Origin of the sequence: Streptomyces sp. NPDC051976 (genome assembly GCF_040680795.1) — a bacterium.
Classification (GTDB): domain Bacteria; phylum Actinomycetota; class Actinomycetes; order Streptomycetales; family Streptomycetaceae; genus Actinacidiphila.
The window spans coordinates 58,677-78,836 of sequence record NZ_JBFAXL010000015.1; the positions used below are offsets into that span (position 1 = coordinate 58,677).

At 71.0% G+C, this 20,160-nt stretch carries 13 protein-coding genes; 5 read left to right on the plus strand and 8 right to left on the minus strand.

Annotation, left to right across the window (positions count from 1 at the left end):
* Both AB0M29_RS17690 and AB0M29_RS17695 read right to left on the minus strand, forming a co-directional pair.
* Nucleotides 1–1,233: an ROK family transcriptional regulator gene (locus AB0M29_RS17690; RefSeq protein WP_365383459.1), complete on the minus strand. Its 1,233-nt coding sequence runs from the start codon at nucleotides 1,231–1,233 to the stop codon at nucleotides 1–3.
* 88 nt (nucleotides 1,234–1,321) lie between these two features.
* Nucleotides 1,322–1,447 carry a hypothetical protein gene (locus tag AB0M29_RS17695; protein WP_365383460.1) on the minus strand — a complete coding sequence of 42 codons (126 nt, stop codon included), beginning with the start codon at nucleotides 1,445–1,447 and terminating at the stop codon, nucleotides 1,322–1,324.
* A 221-nt stretch (nucleotides 1,448–1,668) separates the two neighbouring features.
* Here AB0M29_RS17695 and AB0M29_RS17700 point away from each other — a divergent pair, with 221 nt between their 5' ends.
* Nucleotides 1,669–1,800 carry a hypothetical protein gene (locus AB0M29_RS17700; RefSeq protein ID WP_365383462.1) on the plus strand — a complete coding sequence of 44 codons (132 nt, stop codon included), beginning with the start codon at nucleotides 1,669–1,671 and terminating at the stop codon, nucleotides 1,798–1,800.
* A gap of 63 nt (nucleotides 1,801–1,863) precedes the next feature.
* On the opposite strand, the gene AB0M29_RS17705 is transcribed toward AB0M29_RS17700, so the two are convergent.
* Complete coding sequence (locus AB0M29_RS17705) at nucleotides 1,864–5,091, minus strand: TIM-barrel domain-containing protein (protein ID WP_365383463.1); 3,228 nt, start codon at nucleotides 5,089–5,091, stop codon at nucleotides 1,864–1,866.
* Between the two features lie 94 nt (nucleotides 5,092–5,185).
* Entirely contained in the window at nucleotides 5,186–6,460 is a 1,275-nt protein-coding gene (locus tag AB0M29_RS17710; RefSeq protein ID WP_365383464.1) for an ROK family transcriptional regulator, read from the minus strand.
* 559 nt (nucleotides 6,461–7,019) lie between these two features.
* Between AB0M29_RS17710 and AB0M29_RS17715 the strand changes: the two genes are divergently transcribed.
* The 3 genes from AB0M29_RS17715 (at nucleotide 7,020) to AB0M29_RS17725 (ending at nucleotide 15,112) form a co-directional block, all read left to right on the plus strand.
* The gene (locus AB0M29_RS17715; protein ID WP_365383465.1) at nucleotides 7,020–10,160 is read left to right on the plus strand and encodes a ricin-type beta-trefoil lectin domain protein; all 3,141 of its coding nucleotides are present in this window, start codon (nucleotides 7,020–7,022) and stop codon (nucleotides 10,158–10,160) included.
* Nucleotides 10,161–10,207: 47 nt separating this feature from the next.
* On the plus strand, nucleotides 10,208–13,630 hold the full coding sequence (locus AB0M29_RS17720; protein WP_365383467.1) for a glycoside hydrolase family 3 C-terminal domain-containing protein: 3,423 nt from the start codon (nucleotides 10,208–10,210) through the stop codon (nucleotides 13,628–13,630).
* 405 nt (nucleotides 13,631–14,035) lie between these two features.
* Entirely contained in the window at nucleotides 14,036–15,112 is a 1,077-nt protein-coding gene (locus AB0M29_RS17725; protein ID WP_365383469.1) for an LLM class flavin-dependent oxidoreductase, read from the plus strand.
* 36 nt (nucleotides 15,113–15,148) lie between these two features.
* On the opposite strand, the gene AB0M29_RS17730 is transcribed toward AB0M29_RS17725, so the two are convergent.
* From AB0M29_RS17730 to AB0M29_RS17745, 4 genes are all read right to left on the minus strand, one after another.
* The gene (locus AB0M29_RS17730; RefSeq protein WP_365383471.1) at nucleotides 15,149–16,276 is read right to left on the minus strand and encodes an LLM class flavin-dependent oxidoreductase; all 1,128 of its coding nucleotides are present in this window, start codon (nucleotides 16,274–16,276) and stop codon (nucleotides 15,149–15,151) included.
* Between the two features lie 55 nt (nucleotides 16,277–16,331).
* Complete coding sequence (locus tag AB0M29_RS17735) at nucleotides 16,332–17,705, minus strand: NtaA/DmoA family FMN-dependent monooxygenase (RefSeq protein WP_365383473.1); 1,374 nt, start codon at nucleotides 17,703–17,705, stop codon at nucleotides 16,332–16,334.
* Between the two features lie 18 nt (nucleotides 17,706–17,723).
* Complete coding sequence (locus AB0M29_RS17740) at nucleotides 17,724–18,938, minus strand: LLM class flavin-dependent oxidoreductase (RefSeq protein WP_365383475.1); 1,215 nt, start codon at nucleotides 18,936–18,938, stop codon at nucleotides 17,724–17,726.
* Nucleotides 18,939–19,013: 75 nt separating this feature from the next.
* Nucleotides 19,014–19,109, minus strand: a complete 96-nt coding sequence (locus AB0M29_RS17745) for a putative leader peptide (protein WP_365383477.1) — start codon at nucleotides 19,107–19,109, stop codon at nucleotides 19,014–19,016.
* 590 nt (nucleotides 19,110–19,699) lie between these two features.
* Between AB0M29_RS17745 and AB0M29_RS17750 the strand changes: the two genes are divergently transcribed.
* On the plus strand, nucleotides 19,700–20,113 hold the full coding sequence (locus AB0M29_RS17750) for a hypothetical protein (protein ID WP_365383478.1): 414 nt from the start codon (nucleotides 19,700–19,702) through the stop codon (nucleotides 20,111–20,113).
* Nucleotides 20,114–20,160: the final 47 nt, after the last annotated feature.

Consider the following 20,160-nt stretch of genomic DNA (forward strand, 5'->3'; position numbering starts at 1 on the left):
TCACACCGCGACGGCCGACTGCTGGATGGCGGTCGCCACGGCGCCCAGGAGTTCGGAGCGTTGCTGGAGGCGGCTGACCAGGACGGTGGTGGCGTGCGCGCTGGCCGGTTGCGCGTAGCGGTCGATGGATTCGCGGACGCCGGCCGCCAAGGGCTGCCCGGCGGCGCTGAGTTCGCCGCCCAGGACGATCGCGGCGGGGTTGAGGCAGTTGACGAGGTCGGCGAGCACCAGGCCGATGGTGCGCCCGGCGTCGGTCAGTACGCGGATGGCGGAGGGCCGGGAGGCGATGTCGGCCAGCGAGGGAAGGCCGTCGGCGACCGCGCCGGGTGCTTCGGCCGACAGGACGTGCGCGAGTTGTTTGCGCACCTCGGTGATGGAGACGACCGTCTCCAGACAGCCGCGGTTGCCGCACCGGCAGAGGCTGTTGGCGTCCTGCAACCGGGTGTGGCCGATCTCGCCCGCGATTCCGGTCGCGCCCTGGTAGGTGCGTCCCGCCAGGACGAGCCCCGCGCCGATGCCGTGCGACGCCTTGACGTACAGGAAGTCGTCGAAGGAGCGGGCGGCGCCGAAGGCGTGCTCGCCGCGGGCTCCCATGTCGGCGTCGTTGGCGATGGCCACCGGCTGGCCGAAGCGGCGGCTCAGTTCCGCGGCCGGGCTGATGCCGATCCACTCCCGCAGGATGGTGGGGGCGCGGACCACCTGGGTGCCGATGTCGAGCGGGCCGGGGATGCCGGCGGCGATGCCGGTGATCTCGGCCGCGGCACGGTCGGCCTTCTTCAGGGTCTCCGCGGCCAGTGCGGCCGCGCAGTCCAGTGCCCGCTCCGGCTGGCTGTCCACGTCCAGGGTGGTGGAGGACTCGGCCAGCACCTCGCCTGCCGTGGTGGCGATCGCCGCGGTGACATGGGCGTGCCCGAAGTCTATGGCGAGCACGATGCCGGGCCGTCGCCGCAGTGCGACCACCGTCGACGGCCGCCCCCGTGTGGTCGGCCCGGTGTCGACAGGCGTCTCCTCGGTGACAAACCCCTCCTGGAGGAGAGAAGCCACCACGCTGCCGGTCGCACTCCGCGACAGCCCGGCGAGACGGCTGAGGTCGGTACGCGTCAGCGCGCCGTGCGCGGCCAGCACGGAGAGCACCTGGTCGCGAGTGCGCTGCCGCCGCGCGGAGGGCGCGGACGGTGGCGCGGTGGTCCCGCTCATGCCCGGCGGGTCAGTGGGGTGCTCGTCGCTTGCCATGGCGCAATTATGTCTTTGAACGGCTCAATGCATAGAGCCTCAGACTCTTGACAGTAAGAACTCGCCTCCGAGGTGGATACGGTGGCGGTCAGAGCCAGCCGCCGGCGATGAACTGGACCGGGTCTTCGCTGGGGTTGTCGCGGATGCCGTAGACGCCCTGCGCGGTGGCCCACAGGACCGTGCGTCCCAGGTGGTCGGGATAGCGCTCCACCATGGATGACGTCGCCGGCGACGACCAGCGCGAGGTCGGGGACGTGCAGGACGCTGGAGGCGTCGGTGTCGGTGGATCCGGCCTCGACGATGACGAGGTCCCTGCCTTCGAGGGTGAACCGGTCGTCCGGCACGGTCACGGCGGTCCCCGGGGACTCCGGGATGCCGGGGTAGACCTTGTCCCAGACGAACGGCCGTGCGGCGACATTGGCGTGCATCTGGCCGATGGTTCCCTCGGTCTACGAGGGCGCCAACGCGCTGGCGGCCTCCTGTGACGACACCGAGGTGTTCACCGATGCCCGGCGAGCCGCCCGGACGCTGCTGGCCGCGGCCGTCGCGGCCGCACCCGAGGGGTGAACACCCGGATGAAGGTGTCCGCCCCGCCGCAGATGCGGCGGGGCGGACAGGGGCGGGACCTGGTCAGTGGAAGGTGATGGTGAGGGCGCTGCCGGGGTTCAGGGCCGCGGTGGTGACCGTGGCCGTGCGGGTGGTGGCGTCGTAAGTGGCGGTGGCCGGGCTGCCGTTGACGGTGACGGGGCCGGGTGCGGTGGCCTGTCCGTGCAGGCGTACGGTCCAGGTGCGGGTGGCCACCGCGCCCGGGTAGGTGCCGCGGCGGGGGCCGATCGTCACCGTGCGGGTGCCGTCGGCGTAGGTGACCGGGGTCGTGGCTGACTTTCCGGACTCGTAGCTCTTGTCCTGGCCGTTGTCCTCGTAGAGGGCGAACGAGCCGTTGCGGCCGGGGGCCACGTCGAGCGTGACCTTGGTGAGCGGGTTCTGCACGCCGTTGGTGACGTTCGCGCCGCGGGTGGCGACGATGCCTCCCGAGCGGACGAAGACCGGCATGGTGTCCAGCGTGGTGGCGACGTCCTGGGTGGTGCCGCCGGTGTAGGTCTTGCCCGTGAACCAGTCCGTCCAGGTGCTGCCCGGCGGGAACCAGACGGAGGTGGTGGACGCGGTGCCGGGCGTGGTCACCGGGGCGACCAGGACGTCCGGGCCGTAGAGGTACTCGCTGCCGGCCGCGGCGTAGGCGTCCTGCTCCTCCGGGTACTGCAGGTACAGCGGCCGTACGACGGGGACGCCGGTGGTGGTCGCCTGGTGGGCGAGGGTGTAGGTGTACGGGACGAGGTTCTCGCGCAGGTTCAGGAACTTCTCCGCGGAGGTCCTGGCGGCGGTGCCGTACTGCCAGGGCAGGCGGTCGCTGTGGTTGCCGTGCAGCCGGTCGACCGGCTGGAAGGTGCCCAGCTGCACCCAGCGCGCGTACAGGTCGTCGGCTTCCTTGGTGCTGCCCGGTTCCGCGCCCGCGGTCTGGGTGCCGTCGTTGTTGAAGCCGCCGATGTCGTGGCTGACCGCCGACAGGCCCGTCGCGGCCGATTCGCCGGGGGTGTAGCCGACTTCCATCGCCAGGGTCGCCCAGTTGGAGGTGGTGTCACCGGTGAAGTGGACGGTGGTGCGCTTGTCCGCCCAGGGGCCGGTGGGCAGTCCCGCCTGGCCGCTGTAGCCGCCGGCCTGCAGCGAACCGTAGGCGCGGGAGAAGGCGAAGCCGCGGCCGACGGTCTTGTCGGTGTCACTCGCGTACTGCTGGTTGATCCACGCGTCGGGGGTGACGCCCGGCAGCGAGGAGTAGGAGTCGTCGCAGCACCAGTCCAGCCACCAGAAGTCGGCGCCCTGCTGCTCCATGCTCTGGTGCAGGTCCATGTACGCCTTGAGCTGGTCCGGGTCGCCCCAGTCGAAGACATAGCGGCCGTTGCTGCCGGTGAGCTTGTTGTGGGCGGTGGCCTGCGCCTGCGGGTACTGGGGGTCGGTGGCGTCGATGCTGGAGTGGATGTTGAACGTGTTGTGCAGGCCCTGGGCGGCCGACCAGTCCAGGAATCCCTTGAAGTCGGGGAACTTGGCGGCGTCGGGTTCCCAGCCGTTCCAGGTGTCCTGGGACTTGAAGTCGGTGTCGGTCACCAGCACGTCGAGCGGCACGCCGTCGGAGCGGAACTTCGGCAGGATCGTGTCCTCGTACTGTGCGGCGGTGCGGTCGTAGTACTCCGAGTACCACACCCCGTAGGCCCAGCGCGGCAGCAGTTCCGAGGGGCCGGTCAGCGTCGCCAGGTCCGCCAGTCCCCTGGCATAGTCGTGCCCGTAGCCGAAGACGTAGCCGTCCTGGTACGGCAGGCCGCCGTGGCCGGGGCGGGCGGTGATCGCTTGGGTGGCAGGGGCGTAGAGGGCGGACGTGGTGTCGTCCAGGAGGCTCCAGCCGTCCTGGTAGAGCAGTCCCGCGGTGGTCGCGGGGTCGCTCGCCGCCGCGTTGACGCCGTCCAGGCCGCGGCGGTAGCCGCCCAGCGGGGCGTGCGGGGCCAGGACGGGCGAGCCGGTGGCGGCGACGGCCACGGTGTCGAGGTTGACGTGGCAGCTGGCGGCGTCCGGGCAGCCGAGGGTGATGTCGTCAGCGCCGGCGGTCAGCGTGACCGGGATGGTGGCGGTCCGCCAGGTGTCCCAGGTGCTGGTGGTGGGCAGCGTCGCGGTCGTGGTCGTCCCACCGGCGCTGACCGCCAGCGTGCGGGGCACCGAACGGCCGTCGCCGCCCAGGGAGTTGGCATAGCGGACCTGGAGCGCGTAGGCCCCGCCGGAGGGGACCCCGGTGAGGTGGACGGTGTCACCGGCGCCCTGGTTGAGGCCGGCGACGAAACCGAAGCCGGCGTATCCGTTGTGGTCGAAGGCCAGGGACGCACCGCCGGTCTGCGTGCCGCTCTCCGCGTCGCACACCGTGCCGTAGGCGCAGGGCTGCGCGGCGGAGGCGCCGGGGCCCGGGAAGGACGCGCCGGGCTGGACCAGCGCCACGCTGTCCACGTTGACGTTCCCGGAGTCGGCGGAAGCGCGGGTGAGCGCCAGCGTATGGGTGCCGGCCGGCAGGGTCACCGAAGCGGTGCCGACCGCCCAGGTGTTCCAGTCGGCGGTGGTCGGCAGGTTCACCTGCTGGGCGCTGCCGCCGTCCGCGGCCAGGCTGAGGCTGCGGGTGGTGTTCTGGCCGTCACCGCCCTGGCTGTTGGCGTAGCGCAGGTCGAACTGGTAAGTGCCCGCGGCCGGTACGGTCACGACGGTCGACAGGGTGCTGCCGGTGGTGGTGAAGCCGGCCGCGAAGCCCGTTCCGGTGTAGCCGGTGTGGTCGTCGGCCACGGACAGCGCGCTGAGGCTCTGCCGCTCGGCCTCGCAGAGGGTGGCGAAGGCGCAGGTGGACGGCGGCTGCCAGGGCGAGGCCGTCACCTGCTGGCCGCCCGCCTTCAGGGCCACGGTGAGGTTCTGGCCGCTGAACGGTCCCGAATTCACCTTGTATTTCAGCGTGACGGCGCTGGTTTTGACGGTGAGCCAGCCGCCGCTGGTGGAGGTGGTGTAGGGAGTGGCGGGAAATGTGTCCCGGCCGACCGCATTGAATGTGCCGGCGTCGACGAATTGGGTGTCCCCCGCGTATTCGGTGCGTATCAAAGTGGGCGAGAGGACTTCGAAGCGGGCGTTTCCGGAAGTCACGGTGCGGTGTGCGGCCCGCGCCGCGGGCGCCGCGGACGCACCCGGCGCGCCCCACCCCACGGTGACCAGCGCACCAAGGGCGGCGGCAACGGCGCCCCACACCACGGGTGTTCGTGCCGTCCCTCTGCGATATCTCATACGGTGTCTCCTCGGCGGCTCGGGCGGAACAGGACGAGGTCGTGTCACGGCAGTTCGACGAGCGTGGCAACTATGCACGAGGCGCCGTATTCCATCAATACGTCGTCATAATGAGCGAATTCTGTTCACCTCCGTCCTCCTCGCTCACCGCGCCGGCTGCGATACCCGGGTGGCGCCAGCGGTGTTCGCGGGAAAAGCTCGTCGCTTCGGCGGAGACGAGAGCCAGCGCTCCCCACAGCGATGCGCGCTCGCCCAGCGAGGACACGGTGACACCCACCCGGCGGCCGCCCGGGATGGTGGCCAGCTCGGTGCGGATCGGGCCGAGCAGTGCGTCTCCCAGGGCGGACAGTTCTCCGCCCACGACGATTTCGCGCGGGCTGAGCAGTACGGCGGTGGTGCGCAGCGCGCGGCCCAGCGCCCGTCCGGCGCGGCCCAGGACCGCAGCAACCTGCGCGTCGCCGGCTCGGGCCGCCGCGGCGAGGTCCGCTATGCCCGCCAGCGGGCGGTGCCGCGCGGCGAGATCGGCGAGGATGGCGGCGCCCCCGGCGTACAGCTCCAGACAGCCGCGTTCGCCGCACCAGCACAGCCGGCCGCCCGGTTCGACGACCGAGTGCCCGATCTCACCGGCGTATCCGCTCGGCCCGCGGTAGACGCTTCCGTCGATCACGATCCCGGCCCCGATGCGGCTGGCCGCCTTCAGGTACACCATGTTCCGGGTCCCCGCGCGCGCTCCCCAGGTCAGCTCGGCCAGGGCGCCGAGGTTCGCGTCGTTGTCCTGCACCACCGGGATGCCGAAGTGCGAGGTCAGCGCCTCCGCGACCCGGGCCTCCTCCCACCAGGGCAGCACCTTGGGATCCGTCACCTCACCGGACGTGGAGGAGACGGGCGCGGCCACGCTGACCCCCGCGCCGACCAGTTCGCCGGGGTTGATGCCCGCTTCGGCGACGGCGTCGCGCACCGCGCGCAGGAGCACCGCCTGCCGGGCGCCGCCGCCCATGTCGCTGGGCAGGTGGTGCCAGCGCTCGACGCGCACGCGCCGGGAGAGGTCGCCCACCAGGACGCCCACGTGCTCCACACCGGCGTCCACTCCGACGGCGACGCCGACCCTGCGGTTGAGCCGCAGCAGTGTCGCCGGCCGGCCCGCGCCTGCGCCGTGGTGCACCTGGTCCTCGCTGACGAGGCCCCGGTCGGCGAGACCCGCGACCAGCCGGGAGATCGTCGAGCGGGACAGGCCCGTCTCCCGGCTCAACTGCGCGCGCGTCATGGCGTCCCCGCGCCGCAGCAGATCGAGCACCGCCCTGTGGTTGGCGGCGCGCGCTTCGCTGCCGGTCAGCGTCGCCGGTGGGCGCCCGGAGGGCTGGGCGGGCACAGGTCATCACCTCTCTCACCACGACGAGGTGCGGGCGCCGCCTGGAGGACGCCGATCGCGGAAACGGTGGCCAGGACGGCGCCCTTCACTCACGAGAAGAGTCACCGGAAAAACTCACAAGCCAACAAAAGGAATCGCGCGCGGTCCATCGGACTACGCAGGCGTAGAGGGTGTCAAGAGTCCGCGCACGGCATCGCCCGGTTCCTCGGCATCGGCCGCCCGGCCCAACTCGCCCCGTGGCAACGTCATCTCTCGAACACCCCTCTTCCACCCGCTCACGAGGGGCCGCGGGCGACGACCGCCGGGGCACTGAGCCTCACGTCACGCTCCCGCAGGTGGGGGCGCGGACACCGTACTCACGTCCGTTGGTTCTACGGGGTGTTCGCAGGCTGCCGACGCTGAATTGCGCCACTGAACGGCGTAAATCCGTACGGTTCCAGACTCTTGACGGTCAATTTGGTCCGACCGTAGCGTGATCGCCCGGTAGGCCGTTGCCGCCTGCCGACGCACCGGATCTGCCAAGAACCCACAGACCACTCCTCAAGGACGTGCGTGGATCATGACGAGATCACATCCCCCCACCCCCAAGTCCCGACGGCTGCCGGCGGCGGGCGTCGCGCTGGCCGCGGGGTGCCTGCTCGCCGCAATGGTGGCGGCCCCGGTGCCGGCCGCGGCGTCGACGACAGTCACCGGCGGTACGGCGGACTGGGTGCTCAGCACCACGGACACCGTGTCCGGCTACTCCCCCACATTCGTCGGCAACGGCTACCTCGCCGCACGCGTGCCCGCCGCGGGCGAGGGCTACAGCAGCTCGCCGGTGGTCACCCAGTCGGAGCTGGCCGGTCTGTACGCCCAGCCGGCGGGCTCGTACGAGCGGCGCGCCAGCCTGCCGTCCTGGACGACGCTCGGCTTCGGGCGCGACGACGGCGCGGGCGGCGTCTACGGGGTGCAGGCTCCCCGGTCCTGCGCGTTCGACCAGGTGTGTGCGGCCCGCTACGGGCAGATCTCCGGCGGGGCGTTCGTCGAGACCTCCCATGGCGGCTCGGTCGCGGGCGGCTATCTGGCGGGTCTGAACACCAACAACACACCGACAGTCGGCGGGACCGACCAGCTCGCCCTGCGCAACGCCCCGGCCGGAGCCGCGACGCTCGCGGTGCGCTACGCCAACGGAAGCGGCAGCCCGCAGACCGTCCACCTCGGCGTGAACGGTACGCTCCAGCAGCTGACCCTGCCGGCCACCGCGAACTGGGACACCTGGGCCGTGGTCAACGTACCGGTCACGCTGACCGCCGGATCGAACACCGTGGAGATCACCGTCGCCCAGGGCGACACCGCGAGGGTGAACGTCGACTACCTCGCGGCGTATCCCGTGGGCGCGCAGCCCCCGACGGCCCCGCCCGCGAACGACGGCACCACCAGCGACTACCAGCAGTCGCTGGACCTGAGGACCGGGGTGCTCACCACCTCCTTCGACTGGACCTCGCCCGCGGGCGACGCCACCACTTTCAGCTACGAGGTCAACGCGAACCGGGCCACCGGCCACCTGGGCACGGTCACGGTGAAGGCGGTGCCGCACTGGAGCGGCACGGCAGGCGTCTACGACGAGTTCGACGGCCAGGGCCTCAGCAACGCCTCCGCCAACGGCGCGGCCGTCGACGGCGCGAAGGCCGCGCTGTCGGAGAACGTCGTCACCGACGGCAGTCTCGTGACCGCCGCCCTCAACTCCGTACTGCGGGTGAACAACGCCACCGTGCCCACCACGGCGGTCAGCGCACCGGGCAACGGCACCGCCGGGCAGAGCGCGAGCCTCCCGGTCACCGCCGGTCGGACGTACACGATCACCAAGTACGTGGGCGTGGCCTCCAGCGTCGACACCGACCGGTCGCTGACGGCCGCAACCCCCCAGCAAGCCGCCGCCCGTACCGCCTCCACAGCGGCCTCGGACGGCTACCAGCAGGCACGGGACGCCAACGACAACGCCTGGTCCGCGCTGTGGCAGTCGGGCGTCTCGGTTCCCGGTGACGCGGCGCAGACCGCCCAGCTCCACGCGTCCATGTTCTACCTGCTGGCCGGCATGCGCCCCGGTGTCACCTGGAGCACCAGCCCCGGCGGACTGTCCTCCGACGGCTACAACGGCCATGTCTTCTGGGACATGGAGACCTGGATGTACCCGGCGCTCCTGGCCCAGTACCCCGACATCGCCGTCACCGCCGACACCTACCGGCAAAAGCTCCTGCCCGCCGCCGAGGCCGAGGCCACGGCACGGAACCTGAAGGGCGCGAAGTTCCCCTGGGAAAGCGCCCTCACCGGAAACGAGTCGATCCCCCCGGGCAACAACGAGGGCAACGACGAGATCCACATCGACTCCGACATCGCCCTCGCGCAGTGGCAGTACTACCAGGCCAGCGGCGACACCGCCTGGCTGCGGGACAAGGCATGGCCCGTGCTGAAGGACATCGCCGACTACTGGGCCTCCCGCGCCGCACCCGACTCCGCCGGCGGATACGCCATCGACGACGTGCTCGGCCCGGACGAGTACCACGACCACGTCGACAACAGCGCCTACACCAACGCCAGTGCCCAGGCGTCGCTGCGCATCGCGGTCCAGGCAGCCGCCCTCACCGGCCGGTCCGCCGACCCCGCGTGGGCCAAGGTCGCCGACGGCCTGAAGGTCCCGGTCGACGCCGCCGACAACATCCACTCCGAGTTCGACGGCTACAGCGGCCAGACCGTCAAGCAGGCCGACGTCACCATGCTGCAGTACCCCTGGGCGGTGTCGATGCCCTCGGCCCTGGCGCAGGGCGACCTCGACTACTACGCCCAGCACACCGACCCCGACGGCCCGTCGATGACCGACTCCATCGCCACCATCGACGCCGCCGCCCTCGGATCACCCGGCTGCACCGCCTACAACCACCTGCAAAGCAGCATCAATCCGTTCCTCGCCAAGCCCTTCGACCAGTTCCACGAGACGCGCACCGGCGGGGCCTTCACCTTCACCACGGGCGAAGGCGGCTACCTCCAGCAGTTCCTCTACGGCTTCACCGGCCTGCGCTGGGGCACCGACGCCGTCACCCTCAACCCCTTCCTGCCGCGGCAACTGCCCGGTGACGACGTCACCGGCCTCAAGTGGCACGGCACCACCTTCGACGTCTCCGTCGGCCGGCAGACCACCACCGTGACCGTACGGTCAGGACCCACACTCCCGGTCCGGGACGGCAACGGGACCGTACACCAGGTCACCACCGGCACCCCGCTGCCACTCCCCACCCGTCACCCGGCACCGACCACCGGCCCCACCAATTGCGGCAGCAACCCGGCAGGTCCGATCACCGGAGCCGGCAGCAGCCGCTGCGTCGACATCCCCGGCGCCGACACCACCGGCAACCCGCAGGTGCAGCTCTACGACTGCAACGACACCGCCGCCCAGAACTGGACCCTCCCGGGCGACCACACGGTACGGGCCATGGGCGAGTGCCTCGACGCCCGAGGCGGCAGGAGCGACAACGGGACACCCGTGCAGATCTACCCCTGCAACGGCACCGCCGCCCAGCAATGGACCTACAACCCCACCACCCATGAGCTGACAGCCTTCGGCAAATGCCTCGACGCCGCCGGCAAGGGCACCACCAACGGCACCCGACTGAATCTCTTCGACTGCTACGGCACATCCAACCAGCAATGGAACCTGCCTAGTTGACGCAGATGTCCCGCACAGCCCCCCACACCTCACTTGGAGGTTTCCGCATGCGCAAGGTGAGACTCGCGGTCGCCGTCGCGGCTGCCGCATTGACCGTACCCTTGGCAGTTCCCGGAGTCGCCGGAGCCCTGCCCGCAAGCAACTCCGGCGCGGCGAAACCCTGGCTGGACTCGTCCCTGCCGGTGGAGAAGCGCATCGATCTCCTGCTGGCGCAGATGACGAACGCCGAGAAGGCGTCCCTGATGACGTCGGTGGGCGTGCCCAGCGGCTCGCACGCCACCGGGTACACCCCCGGTGTCGCGCGGCTGGGCATCCCGGGAATGCAGTTCAGCGACGGACCGGCCGGCGTACGGGACGGGCAGCCGGCCACCGCGATGCCGTCGCCGGTGTCGCTGGCGGCGTCGTTCGATCCCCAGGTGGCCAAGAGCTACGGCACCGTGCTGGGCGCGGAGGCCAAGTCCCGCGGCTATCAGGTGCTCTACGGTCCGATGGTCAACATCGTGCGCACCCCGCTGGGCGGCCGCGACTTCGAGACCCTGGGTGAGGACCCGGAGCTGGCCGGGGACCTCGCCTCCGCCGAGATCCGCGGGATCCAGTCGCAGGGCGTGGCCGCCCAGGTCAAGCACTACGCGGGCAATGACCAGGAGAACGCCCGCGACACCTCGAGTTCGAACATCGACGAGCGCACGCTGCACGAGATCTACCTGCCGGCCTTCGAGAAGGCCGTCAAGGACGGCAAGGTCTGGTCGGTGATGTGCGCCTACAACAAGGTCAACGGCGTCTACTCATGTGAGAACGCGCAGATTCTGCGGGACGTGCTGATCGACACCTGGAAGTTCGACGGAGTGGTCGACACCGACTACCCGGCCAACCACTCCACGGTCACCGCGGCGCTGGCCGGGCTGGACCAGGAGTTCGCCGGGACCTCGTACTTCCAGCAGTTGCCGGCCGCGGTGGCGGCCGGGCAGGTGCCGCAGTCCGTGCTGGACGACGCGGCGCGGCGGATCCTGCGCCTGGAGTTCCGCACCGGGCTGTTCGACCCGCAGACCCCGCCGACGGCGGACTTCGAGGCCGACAGCGCCGTCGCCCGCCAGACCGCCGAGGACGGCAGCGTCCTGCTGAAGAACAACAACGCCACCCTGCCGCTGGACACCGGCAAGCTCTCTTCCCTCGCGGTCATCGGGCCCAACGCCGACACCGCGGTGACCGGCGGCGGTGGTAGCTCCGCGGTCACCCCGTACAAGACGGTCGACCCGGTCAGCGGCCTGAAGGCACGGCTGGGCAGCGCGGTCGACGTCAACTACGTCAAGGCGGGCAGCAGTTCCCTGCCGGTGATCCCCGCGTCCGCGCTGAGCGGCCTGAAGAGCGAGTACTTCACCAACACGACGCTCAGCGGGACCCCCGCCCTCACCCGCGACGAGAAGAACATCGACTTCGACTGGGGGGCCGGCTCCCCGGCGAACGGCATCCCTGTCGACCGGTTCTCCGCGCGCTACACCGGTACGCTCACCGCGCCGGTCACCGACACCTACACCCTCTCCTCCACCAGCGACGACGGCACCCGCGTCTACCTGGACGACAAGCTGATCGTCGACAACTGGGGCGACCACGCGGCACAGACCGTCACCAGCGCGCCGATCCAGCTCACGGCGGGCGAGCAGCACAGCATCCGGGTGGAGTACTACGAGGACGGCCAGAACGCCTCGGTCAGTCTCGGCTGGTCCGCCCCGAGCCTTCCCGACTCCTCGATCCAGGCGGCCGTCGCCGCCGCGAAGAAGGCGGATGCCGCCGTCGTGGTCGTGGGCGACTCCTCCACCGAGGGTTCGGACCGCACCACGCTGGCGCTGCCCGGCAACGAGGACGCCCTCATCGCGGCGGTCGCCGCGGCCAACCCCAAGACCGTCGTGGTGCTGCGGGCCGGTGCCCCCGTACTGATGCCGTGGCTGGACAAGGTCCCCGCGGTACTCGACACGTGGTACCCCGGGCAGGAGGACGGCAGCGCGCTCGCCGCGCTGCTGACCGGCGACGCCGAGCCCGGCGGCCGACTGCCCGTCAGCTTCCCGAAGACCGAAACCCAGACCGCGGTGGCCGCCGCACCCGGCCGCTACCCGGCGGTGAACGGCGTCTACGACTACAGCGAGAAGCTGGACGTCGGCTACCGCTGGTATCAGGCCACCGACCAGACCCCGCTGTTCCCGTTCGGCTACGGCCTGTCCTACACCACCTTCAAGGTCGCCCACCTCACCCGCAGCGCCGGCCAGGTCACCGGCGGCGCGGGCACCACCGACAAGGTCACCCTCAGCGTCGACGTCACCAACACCGGCAAGCGGACCGGCTCCGACGTCGTCCAGGCATACATCGGGCACCCCAAGAGCGCCGGTGAACCGCCCAACGCACTCAAGGCATTCGCCAAGGTCACGCTCAAGCCCGGCCAGGCCAGGACCGTGACGCTCACCCTGGACTCCGACGCGTTGCGCACCTGGGACACCGACGCCCACGACTGGACCGTCCTCGACGGCACCTACCCGATCTCCGTGGGAGAGTCCTCCGCGAACACCCCGCTGACCACCTCGGTCACCGTCAACAAGACCCAGGGCACCCAGTACACCTCCGCCACCGCCGCGCCCGTCACGCAGCCGGGCAGCACCCAGACGGTCAAGCAGACCTTCACCAACACCGGCGACACCGCCGTCCGCGCCCTGCAGCTCTCGCTGACCGCGCCCGGCGGCTGGACGGTGAAGCCCGGCGCCGGACAGGTACCCGCCCCCGCCACCGTCCCGGCCCACAGCTCGGTCAGCACCACCTGGCAGGTGACCGCACCCGCCGACGGCGCCGACCCGGCGACCCTCACCGCCCACGCCTCCTACACCCTCAACGGCGCTACGCAGGCACGTACCGGAACGGCGACGACCGTCGTGCCGTACAGCAAACTGTCCGACGCCTACAACAACAAGGGCATCACCGCCGACGACAGCACGACCCCCGGCAATCTCGACCCGGCCGGATACACCTTCGCCGCCTCGCAACTGGCCGCGGTCGGCTACACCCCCGGCGCCCACGTCACCGCCAACGGGCTGTCGTACCAGTGGCCCGACACCCAGCCCGGCCAGACCGACAACGTCGCCGCGGCCGGCCAGGTCATCGACCTCCAGGGCCAGGGAGGCAAGCTCGGCCTGCTCGGCACGGGCATCAGCTCCGCGCACTCCGGCACGGTGACCGTGACCTACACCGACGGCACCACCGACGCCATCCCGATCACCTTCCCCGACTGGTGGAGCAACGCCGCCAGCGGCAACTCCCAACTCGCGGTCACCACCGCCAACTGGTACCGCCACCCCGGCGACACCATCGGCGACCACGCCGTCAGCCTCTACACCACCGGCGGCGCCCTGGACCCGACCAAGACCGTCGCCACCATCACCCTGCCCAACGACACCGGCATCCACGTGTTCGCCGCCACCATCGGCTGAGCCCACAGCCCACTGTGTCCGCCCCGACCTCACCAGGTCGGGGCGGACGGCGTTGCGGACGCCGACTTATTTCAGAGAGTCGCATTGTTGACCGGGAAGAATCGGGACCGGAAGATGGAATCATGACGGACGGCGAACGAGGCTCACGGAACGCGCCCCTTAAGGCGTGCGGTTCCCGTGTCTTCGCGTGTCTGGTGGGCGATTCGGCGCAGGAGATGCGCTGTTGCCACCCCGCGCTCTGCTGTTCCGCTGTTCCGCTGCGATGACCCGGCGGAATTGCGCGTCGTAATTTCGGCGCGCATGACGACTCCGCCACGGCGCGGGTTCCTTTCCCCTGACCGACGTTCCCTGACCGACCCCAGGCGGCGATGACGCCTGCGTCGGCACGCACCGATCGGAATATCGATGAGCTCGGAATTCCTCTGGTACATCCCCAATACCGTCGAACCGGGCCACCGTGGCGACGACACGACATCGGGCTGGGGGTCCATCGAGTACTCGACCGACCTCGCCCGCACGGCGGAGGAGCACGGCTGGGGCGGCGCCCTTCTGGGCACCGGATGGGGGCGCCCGGACACCTTCACCGTCGCCACGGCGCTGGCCGCCCGTACCACGACGTTCAAACCCCTGATCGCGATCCGCCCCGGCTACTGGCAGCCCGCGCACTTCGCCGGCGCCGCGGCGACGCTCGACCAGCTCAGCCGCGGACGGGTACTGGTCAACATCGTCAGCGGGCTCGACAATCCGGCCGCCTACGGCGACACGAACGTGGACCCCGCGCAACGCTACGCCCGTACGCGGGAGTTCCTGTATCTCGTACGGCGGCTGTGGACCGAGGAGCACGTCACCTTCGAGGGCGAGCACTTCCGGGTCAGCGAGTCCACGGTGGCCCCGCGCCCCTACGTCGGAGGTGAACGGGCGCATCCGACGCTGTACTTCGGCGGGGCGTCCGAGGCCGCCGAGCGGGTGTCGGCCGCAGAGGCGGACGTCCAGCTCTTCTGGGGCGAGCCCCTCGACGGCCTCACCGAACGCATCGACCGGCTCAGGACGCTCAGCGAGCAGCTGGAACGCAGGCACAAGCCACTGGAGTTCGGGCTGCGGATCACCACCGTGGTGCGCGACACCACGGACGAGGCATGGGACGCCGCCGAGGCCAAGGTCGCCGCGATGGCGGCGCGCGCCGACGAGAGCGCGTGGACGGGCAACCGCGGCACGGCGGTCGGGCAGCAGCGGCTCCTGGACCTCGCCCGGCGCGGTGACGTCCTCGACACCTGCCTCTACACCGCGCCGGGCAGGTTCGGCGGCGGCGGTGCGGCCACGACCTGGCTCGTCGGTTCCGCGGACGACGTCGCCACGGCACTGGACAACTACCGCAAGCTCGGCATCACCCACTTCGTGCTGTCCGACACCCCTTACAAGCAGGAGATCAGCCGCATCGGCGATGAACTGCTCCCCCGACTCCGCGCCTCGGCGCGGCCGTAGTGCGCGGCGCCGACGGCCTCGTGGCGGATGTCGGGTTCACCTCTTGCGCCACTCCTCGGCCAGCAGCTCGTAGGACCGCACCCGGTCCGCGTGGCCGTGGGTGATCGTGGTGATCAGCAACTCGTCGGCGCCGGTGGCCTCCTGGAGCTGTTCGAGGTGGTCGGCGACCCGGCGGGGGGAGCCGGCGAACTGGGTGTCGACGCGGTCCTGGACCAGGGCCCGGTCGGCATCGGACCACACATGGGCGCGGGCCTCGTCAGGGGTCGGGAACGGGATCGCGCCCTCGGCCGTACGGATGCTGCGGACCCAGAGGCCGTAGCCGGTGGCGAGTTCGCGGGCGGTCTCGTCGTCCTCGGCGACCACGACATCCGCGGACACGCTCACGTACGGCTTGTCCAGGACGTCGGACGGCTGGAACGCCGCGCGGTATCCCTCCGCCGCTTCCAGTACCGAGGCCGGACTGACGTGGTAGTTCGCGGCGAACGGCAGGCCGTTGCGCCCGGCGACCTCGGCGCTCTGGCCGCCGCTGCTGCCCAGGATCCAGACCTCGATGTCGGCCCCCTCCCCCGGTACGACGTGGGCCTCGATGCCGTCCGCTGAGCGGTAGGTCCCCGCCAGCAGGGCGAGGATGTCGTCGATCTGCTCGGCGTAGTCCTGCGACTCGGCGTGGGGCTGGAGCAGCAGCTTGCGCTGGAGGGCGACGCGCGGCGAGCCGAGCAGGTGCTCGAAGGAGAACCGGGGCGGGATGCGCAGGCCGTTGGGGGCGCGGCCGTCGACCACCGGGGTCGCGGTCGGCAGCGGCGTGGTGGGCCCGCCGGGCGGCCGCCCGCCCGAGCGGCCGAGCCCCAGGTCGAGGCGCCCGGGGTGCAGTGCGTCGATCAGGCCGAACTCCTCGACCGTGGACAGGGCGGTGCGGTGGCCCAGTTGTACCGCGCCGGCACCGAGCCGGATGGTCGAGGTCGCCGACGCGGTCAGGGCGATGACGACCGCGGGCGAGGTGCCGGCCACGCCGGGGTTGAGGTGATGTTCCGCGAACCAGTACCTGGCGTACCCGAAACTCTCGGCCCACCGCGCCAGGTCGATGGAGTTGCCCAGCGCCTCGGTGGCGGTCGCACCGGACGAGATCGGGACCAGGTCGAGGACACCGAGGGGGATGTCGGACATGTGCACAGGGCTCCTCACTGCTTGGCGGGCGCGATCAGGGTGATGGCGAGGAACCTCACGACGCCGCTCGCTCGTCGCGCACCTCGTCGGGGTGGGCCAGGCCGAGGTGGTCGCGCAGGGTGGTGCCCGCGTATTCCGTGCGGAACACGCCGCGTTCCTGGAGCAGCGGGACGACCTGGTCCGCGAAGGGGTCGAGACCGCCCGGGGTGAGGTGCGGGACGAGGATGAAGCCGTCGCTGGCGTCGGCCTGGACGAGGTCGTTGATGGAGGCGGCGACCGTGGCCGGGGAGCCGACGAAGCTCTGCCGGTTGCCGGTCTCGATCACCAGGTCGCGGATCGACCACTTGTTGGCGGTGGCGAGTTCGCGCCACTCCCGGGCCGTGGCCAGCGGGTCGCGGAACATCCGTACCTGGGCGCGACCCTGGGCGATGGTGTGTTCGCCGGGGTCGGGGTCGACGTCGGGAAGCGGACCGTCGGGATCGTACCCGGACAGGTCCCGGTTCCAGACGAACTCCAGGTGCTTGATGGCCGTGGCCCCGCTCACCTGCTGGCGGCGCACCTCGCGGGCCCGTTCCTCCGCCTCGGTGTCGGTGTCACCGAGGACGAAGCTCGCGGCGGGCAGGATCAGCAGCTCGTCACCGCGGCGGCCGTACCGGGCCAGGCGCCCCTTGACGTCGGTGTAGAACGCCTGGCCCTCCTTCAGCGTGGCGTACCGGCTGAAGATCGCGTCGGCGCTCGACGCCGCGAACTCGCGCCCCTCGTCGGAGTCTCCGGCCTGGAAGATCACTGGACGGCCCTGCGGGCTGCGCGGGACGTTGAACTGCCCCTTGATGTCGAAGTGCCGCCCCTGGTGCACGAACGCACCGGCCCGCGCGTCCCGGAGGAAGGTGCCGGTCTCCTGGTCGGCCACGATCTGGTCCGCGCTCCAGGAGTCGAAGAGTTCGTTCGCGGTGGACAGGAACTCCTTCGCGCGGGAGTAGCGCTCCTCCTGCGGGAGGAAGCCGCCGCGGCGGAAGTTCTCGCCGGTGAAGGCGTCCCAGGACGTGACGACGTTCCAGGCGGCGCGTCCTGCCGAGAGGTGGTCGAGCGTGGCGAACTGGCGGGCCACCTCGTACGGTTCGTTGAAGGTGGAGTTGATGGTGCCGGTCAGGCCGAGGTGATCGGTGACGGCGGCGAGCGCGGTGAGCACCGTGAACGTGTCAGGGCGGCCCACGACGTCCAAGTCGTAGATCCTGCCGACCTGTTCGCGTAGCCGCAGCCCCTCGGCCAGGAACAGGAAGTCGAACTTGGCGCGTTCGGCGGTCCTGGCGAAGTGGGTGAAGGAGCTGAACTCGATGTGGCTGCCGGCCTGGGGGTCGCTCCAGACGGTGGTGTTGTTGACGCCGGGGAAATGGGCAGCGAGGTGGATCTGCTTGAGCGGCTTGCTCATGGTGAGGGTTCCTCCGGCTCAGGCGGTCGCGTAGCGGTTGGCGGGGCGGGCGAGCCCGAGCAGCCCGCGCAGGGTGCGGGCCTCGTACCCGCGGCGGAAGGCGTCCCGACGCTGGAGTTCGGGGACCAGGCCCCGCGTGATCGCGGGCAGGTCGTGACCGGCGACGGCGGGGCGCAACCGGAAGCCGGTCAGCCCCGACGACTGCAACTCCTGCAGCAGGTCGGCGAGTTGGGCGGGGGTTCCGGTGAAGATCGGGGCGTCGCCGGTGTACGGGTACCCGGCGGCATCGTCCAGGCGCTCCCGGCGGTCCGCAGCCTCGGTGGGATCGTCGTCGAGGAAGACCACCAGGTCTCCGAAGATGTGCAGGGTCTCGCCGGCGCGGCCGGCCGCGCTCTGCTCGGCACGGAGCTCCTCGACGACGGCACGGGCCTGGCCGGCGTCGTGCGCGGTGACGTAGCCGATGTCGGCGGCTCGCGCCACCAGGCGGTAGGCAAGGGTCGCGTGGGCCAGGGCGCTCACGATCGGCTGGCCCTGGGGCGGGCGGGGCGTGATCGAGGGGCCCTTGACGCTGAAGTGCCCGCCCTCGAAGTCGATGTAGTGCAGCTTGTCCCGGTCGATGAAGCGGCCGGTGGCCGCGTCCCTGATCTCCGCGACGTCCTCCCAGCTGTCCCAGAGCCGTCGCACCACCTCGACGTAGTCGGCGGCCTCGTCGAAGGCATCGGCCAGCACCGCCTGGACGGCAGGGGTGTTGAACTCCTCCGGCCGGTCGACACGGATCGGCGGGAACGTACGGCGCCCGAAGTGCGCGGCCTCGTTCTGGCGTGCCGTGACCTGTACCCGCAGGCCCGCCCGGCCGGTGCTCACATAGTCGAGGGTGGCGATCGCCTTGGACAGGTGGAACGGCTCCGTGTGCGTGGCGACCACCGTCGGCACGACCCCGATGTGGCGGGTCAGCGGGGCGACGCGCGCGGCGATGAGGACGGCGTCCAGGCGGCCGCGCACCTGGTCCGTACGGTCGTCGGGTCCCGTCGGGGACGAGGACTGGAGTCCGAGCGCGTCTTCGATCGTCACGAAGTCGAGCAGCCCGCGCTCGGCCTCGGTGACGAGGTCGGTCCAGTAGGCGGCGGTGAGCAGTTCGCCGGGGCGGGCCGCGGACTCACGCCACGCGGCCGGATGCCAGCCCGCGCCGTCGAGGGCGACGGCAAGGTGCAGAGAAGAGGGTGACGAGGACACGGGAGGGGCGCCTTCCTGATCAGCCGTACGACAAGGCCGGCCCCGTACGAGGGGTGCGGCCGCGACAACAACGGATCAGGTGCGACAGAGCGCGCCGGCCACCCGCTGAAGGTCGATGTACGGCCGGGAGTACAGGCGAAGGGATGAGGCGTGCGGGACGCTGGTGGACATGCGGTGCGGAACCCTCCGTATCCGGGAACGCGGCAGGGAGTTGTCGATCGGCAGACCGGTGGCGCACGGGTATACGCGGCACGAGAGAGGGGGACAGCGGCGCACCCAGAAGAGCGATGGGCGTCAGCGCGCGGAAGAAGCCGTGCCTCTGGGCAGCGGGTTCGTCACACGCCCGTACACAGCGCGCTGTTGACGCGCAGCAGGTCAACGGAGCGGTCGGCGCACAGCAGGACGCGGCCGAGGCGGCGCCAAGCTGCCGTCCCGTCAGCTGCGTACATCGCTGTCACCGTCACTTCTCCGGCCCTGGGGCATCTACGTCTGCGCCGCACGTTAGGCATGTGGCGAAAGGAATGTCAATGCGCCTGCCCACCAGGTGAGACCGTATGCGCACCCTTCTTGGCGACGGCTCCGGCGTACGCGGGTGCTTCCCGGGTGCGATCCCCCGTCGGGGAGAGGACCATGGAAGTGGGCCCGGTCCGACGGCGACCGCCCGCGCGGACCCGCCGCCGCATACGGCTCCCCGGCTTCCCAGGGGGCGACGACAACGGCTTCGGCGACGCGATCGGGGCGCGCCACGGAGGTGACGCACCATGACCATCCCCGGCTTCACCGGAGAACGGACCGCCTACCGACCGCACACCGCCCATCGCCGTACGGTCGAAGGAGTGGACTACGGCGCCTGCCAGGACGAGTGCCGGGAGGAGAGCCGGCGTCAGTGCCAGGACTCGTACGATCCGCAGACCTGCGAGGCACGGGTCTACCAGAGCTGCATGCAGGAGTGCACGTACGAGCCGTACTGCTACGACGTGACGAAGCACGATCCCGACGGCAGCGTGTGGCAGCGGACGGTGTGCCGGGAGTACGACGGAAGCATCGCCCCGCAGACTCGCTGGTGCCGCACGGCGCAGAAGTGCGAGGACAGCATCCTCTCGGAGCGGACCGAGTGCCAGCGGGGCGACGGGACCGTCGACGCGACGGATTGGCAGTCGGTGGGCTTGTGCTGACACCCGGCCGCTGACACCCGGCCCGCAGGGCCCCGGCAGCGTCGTGA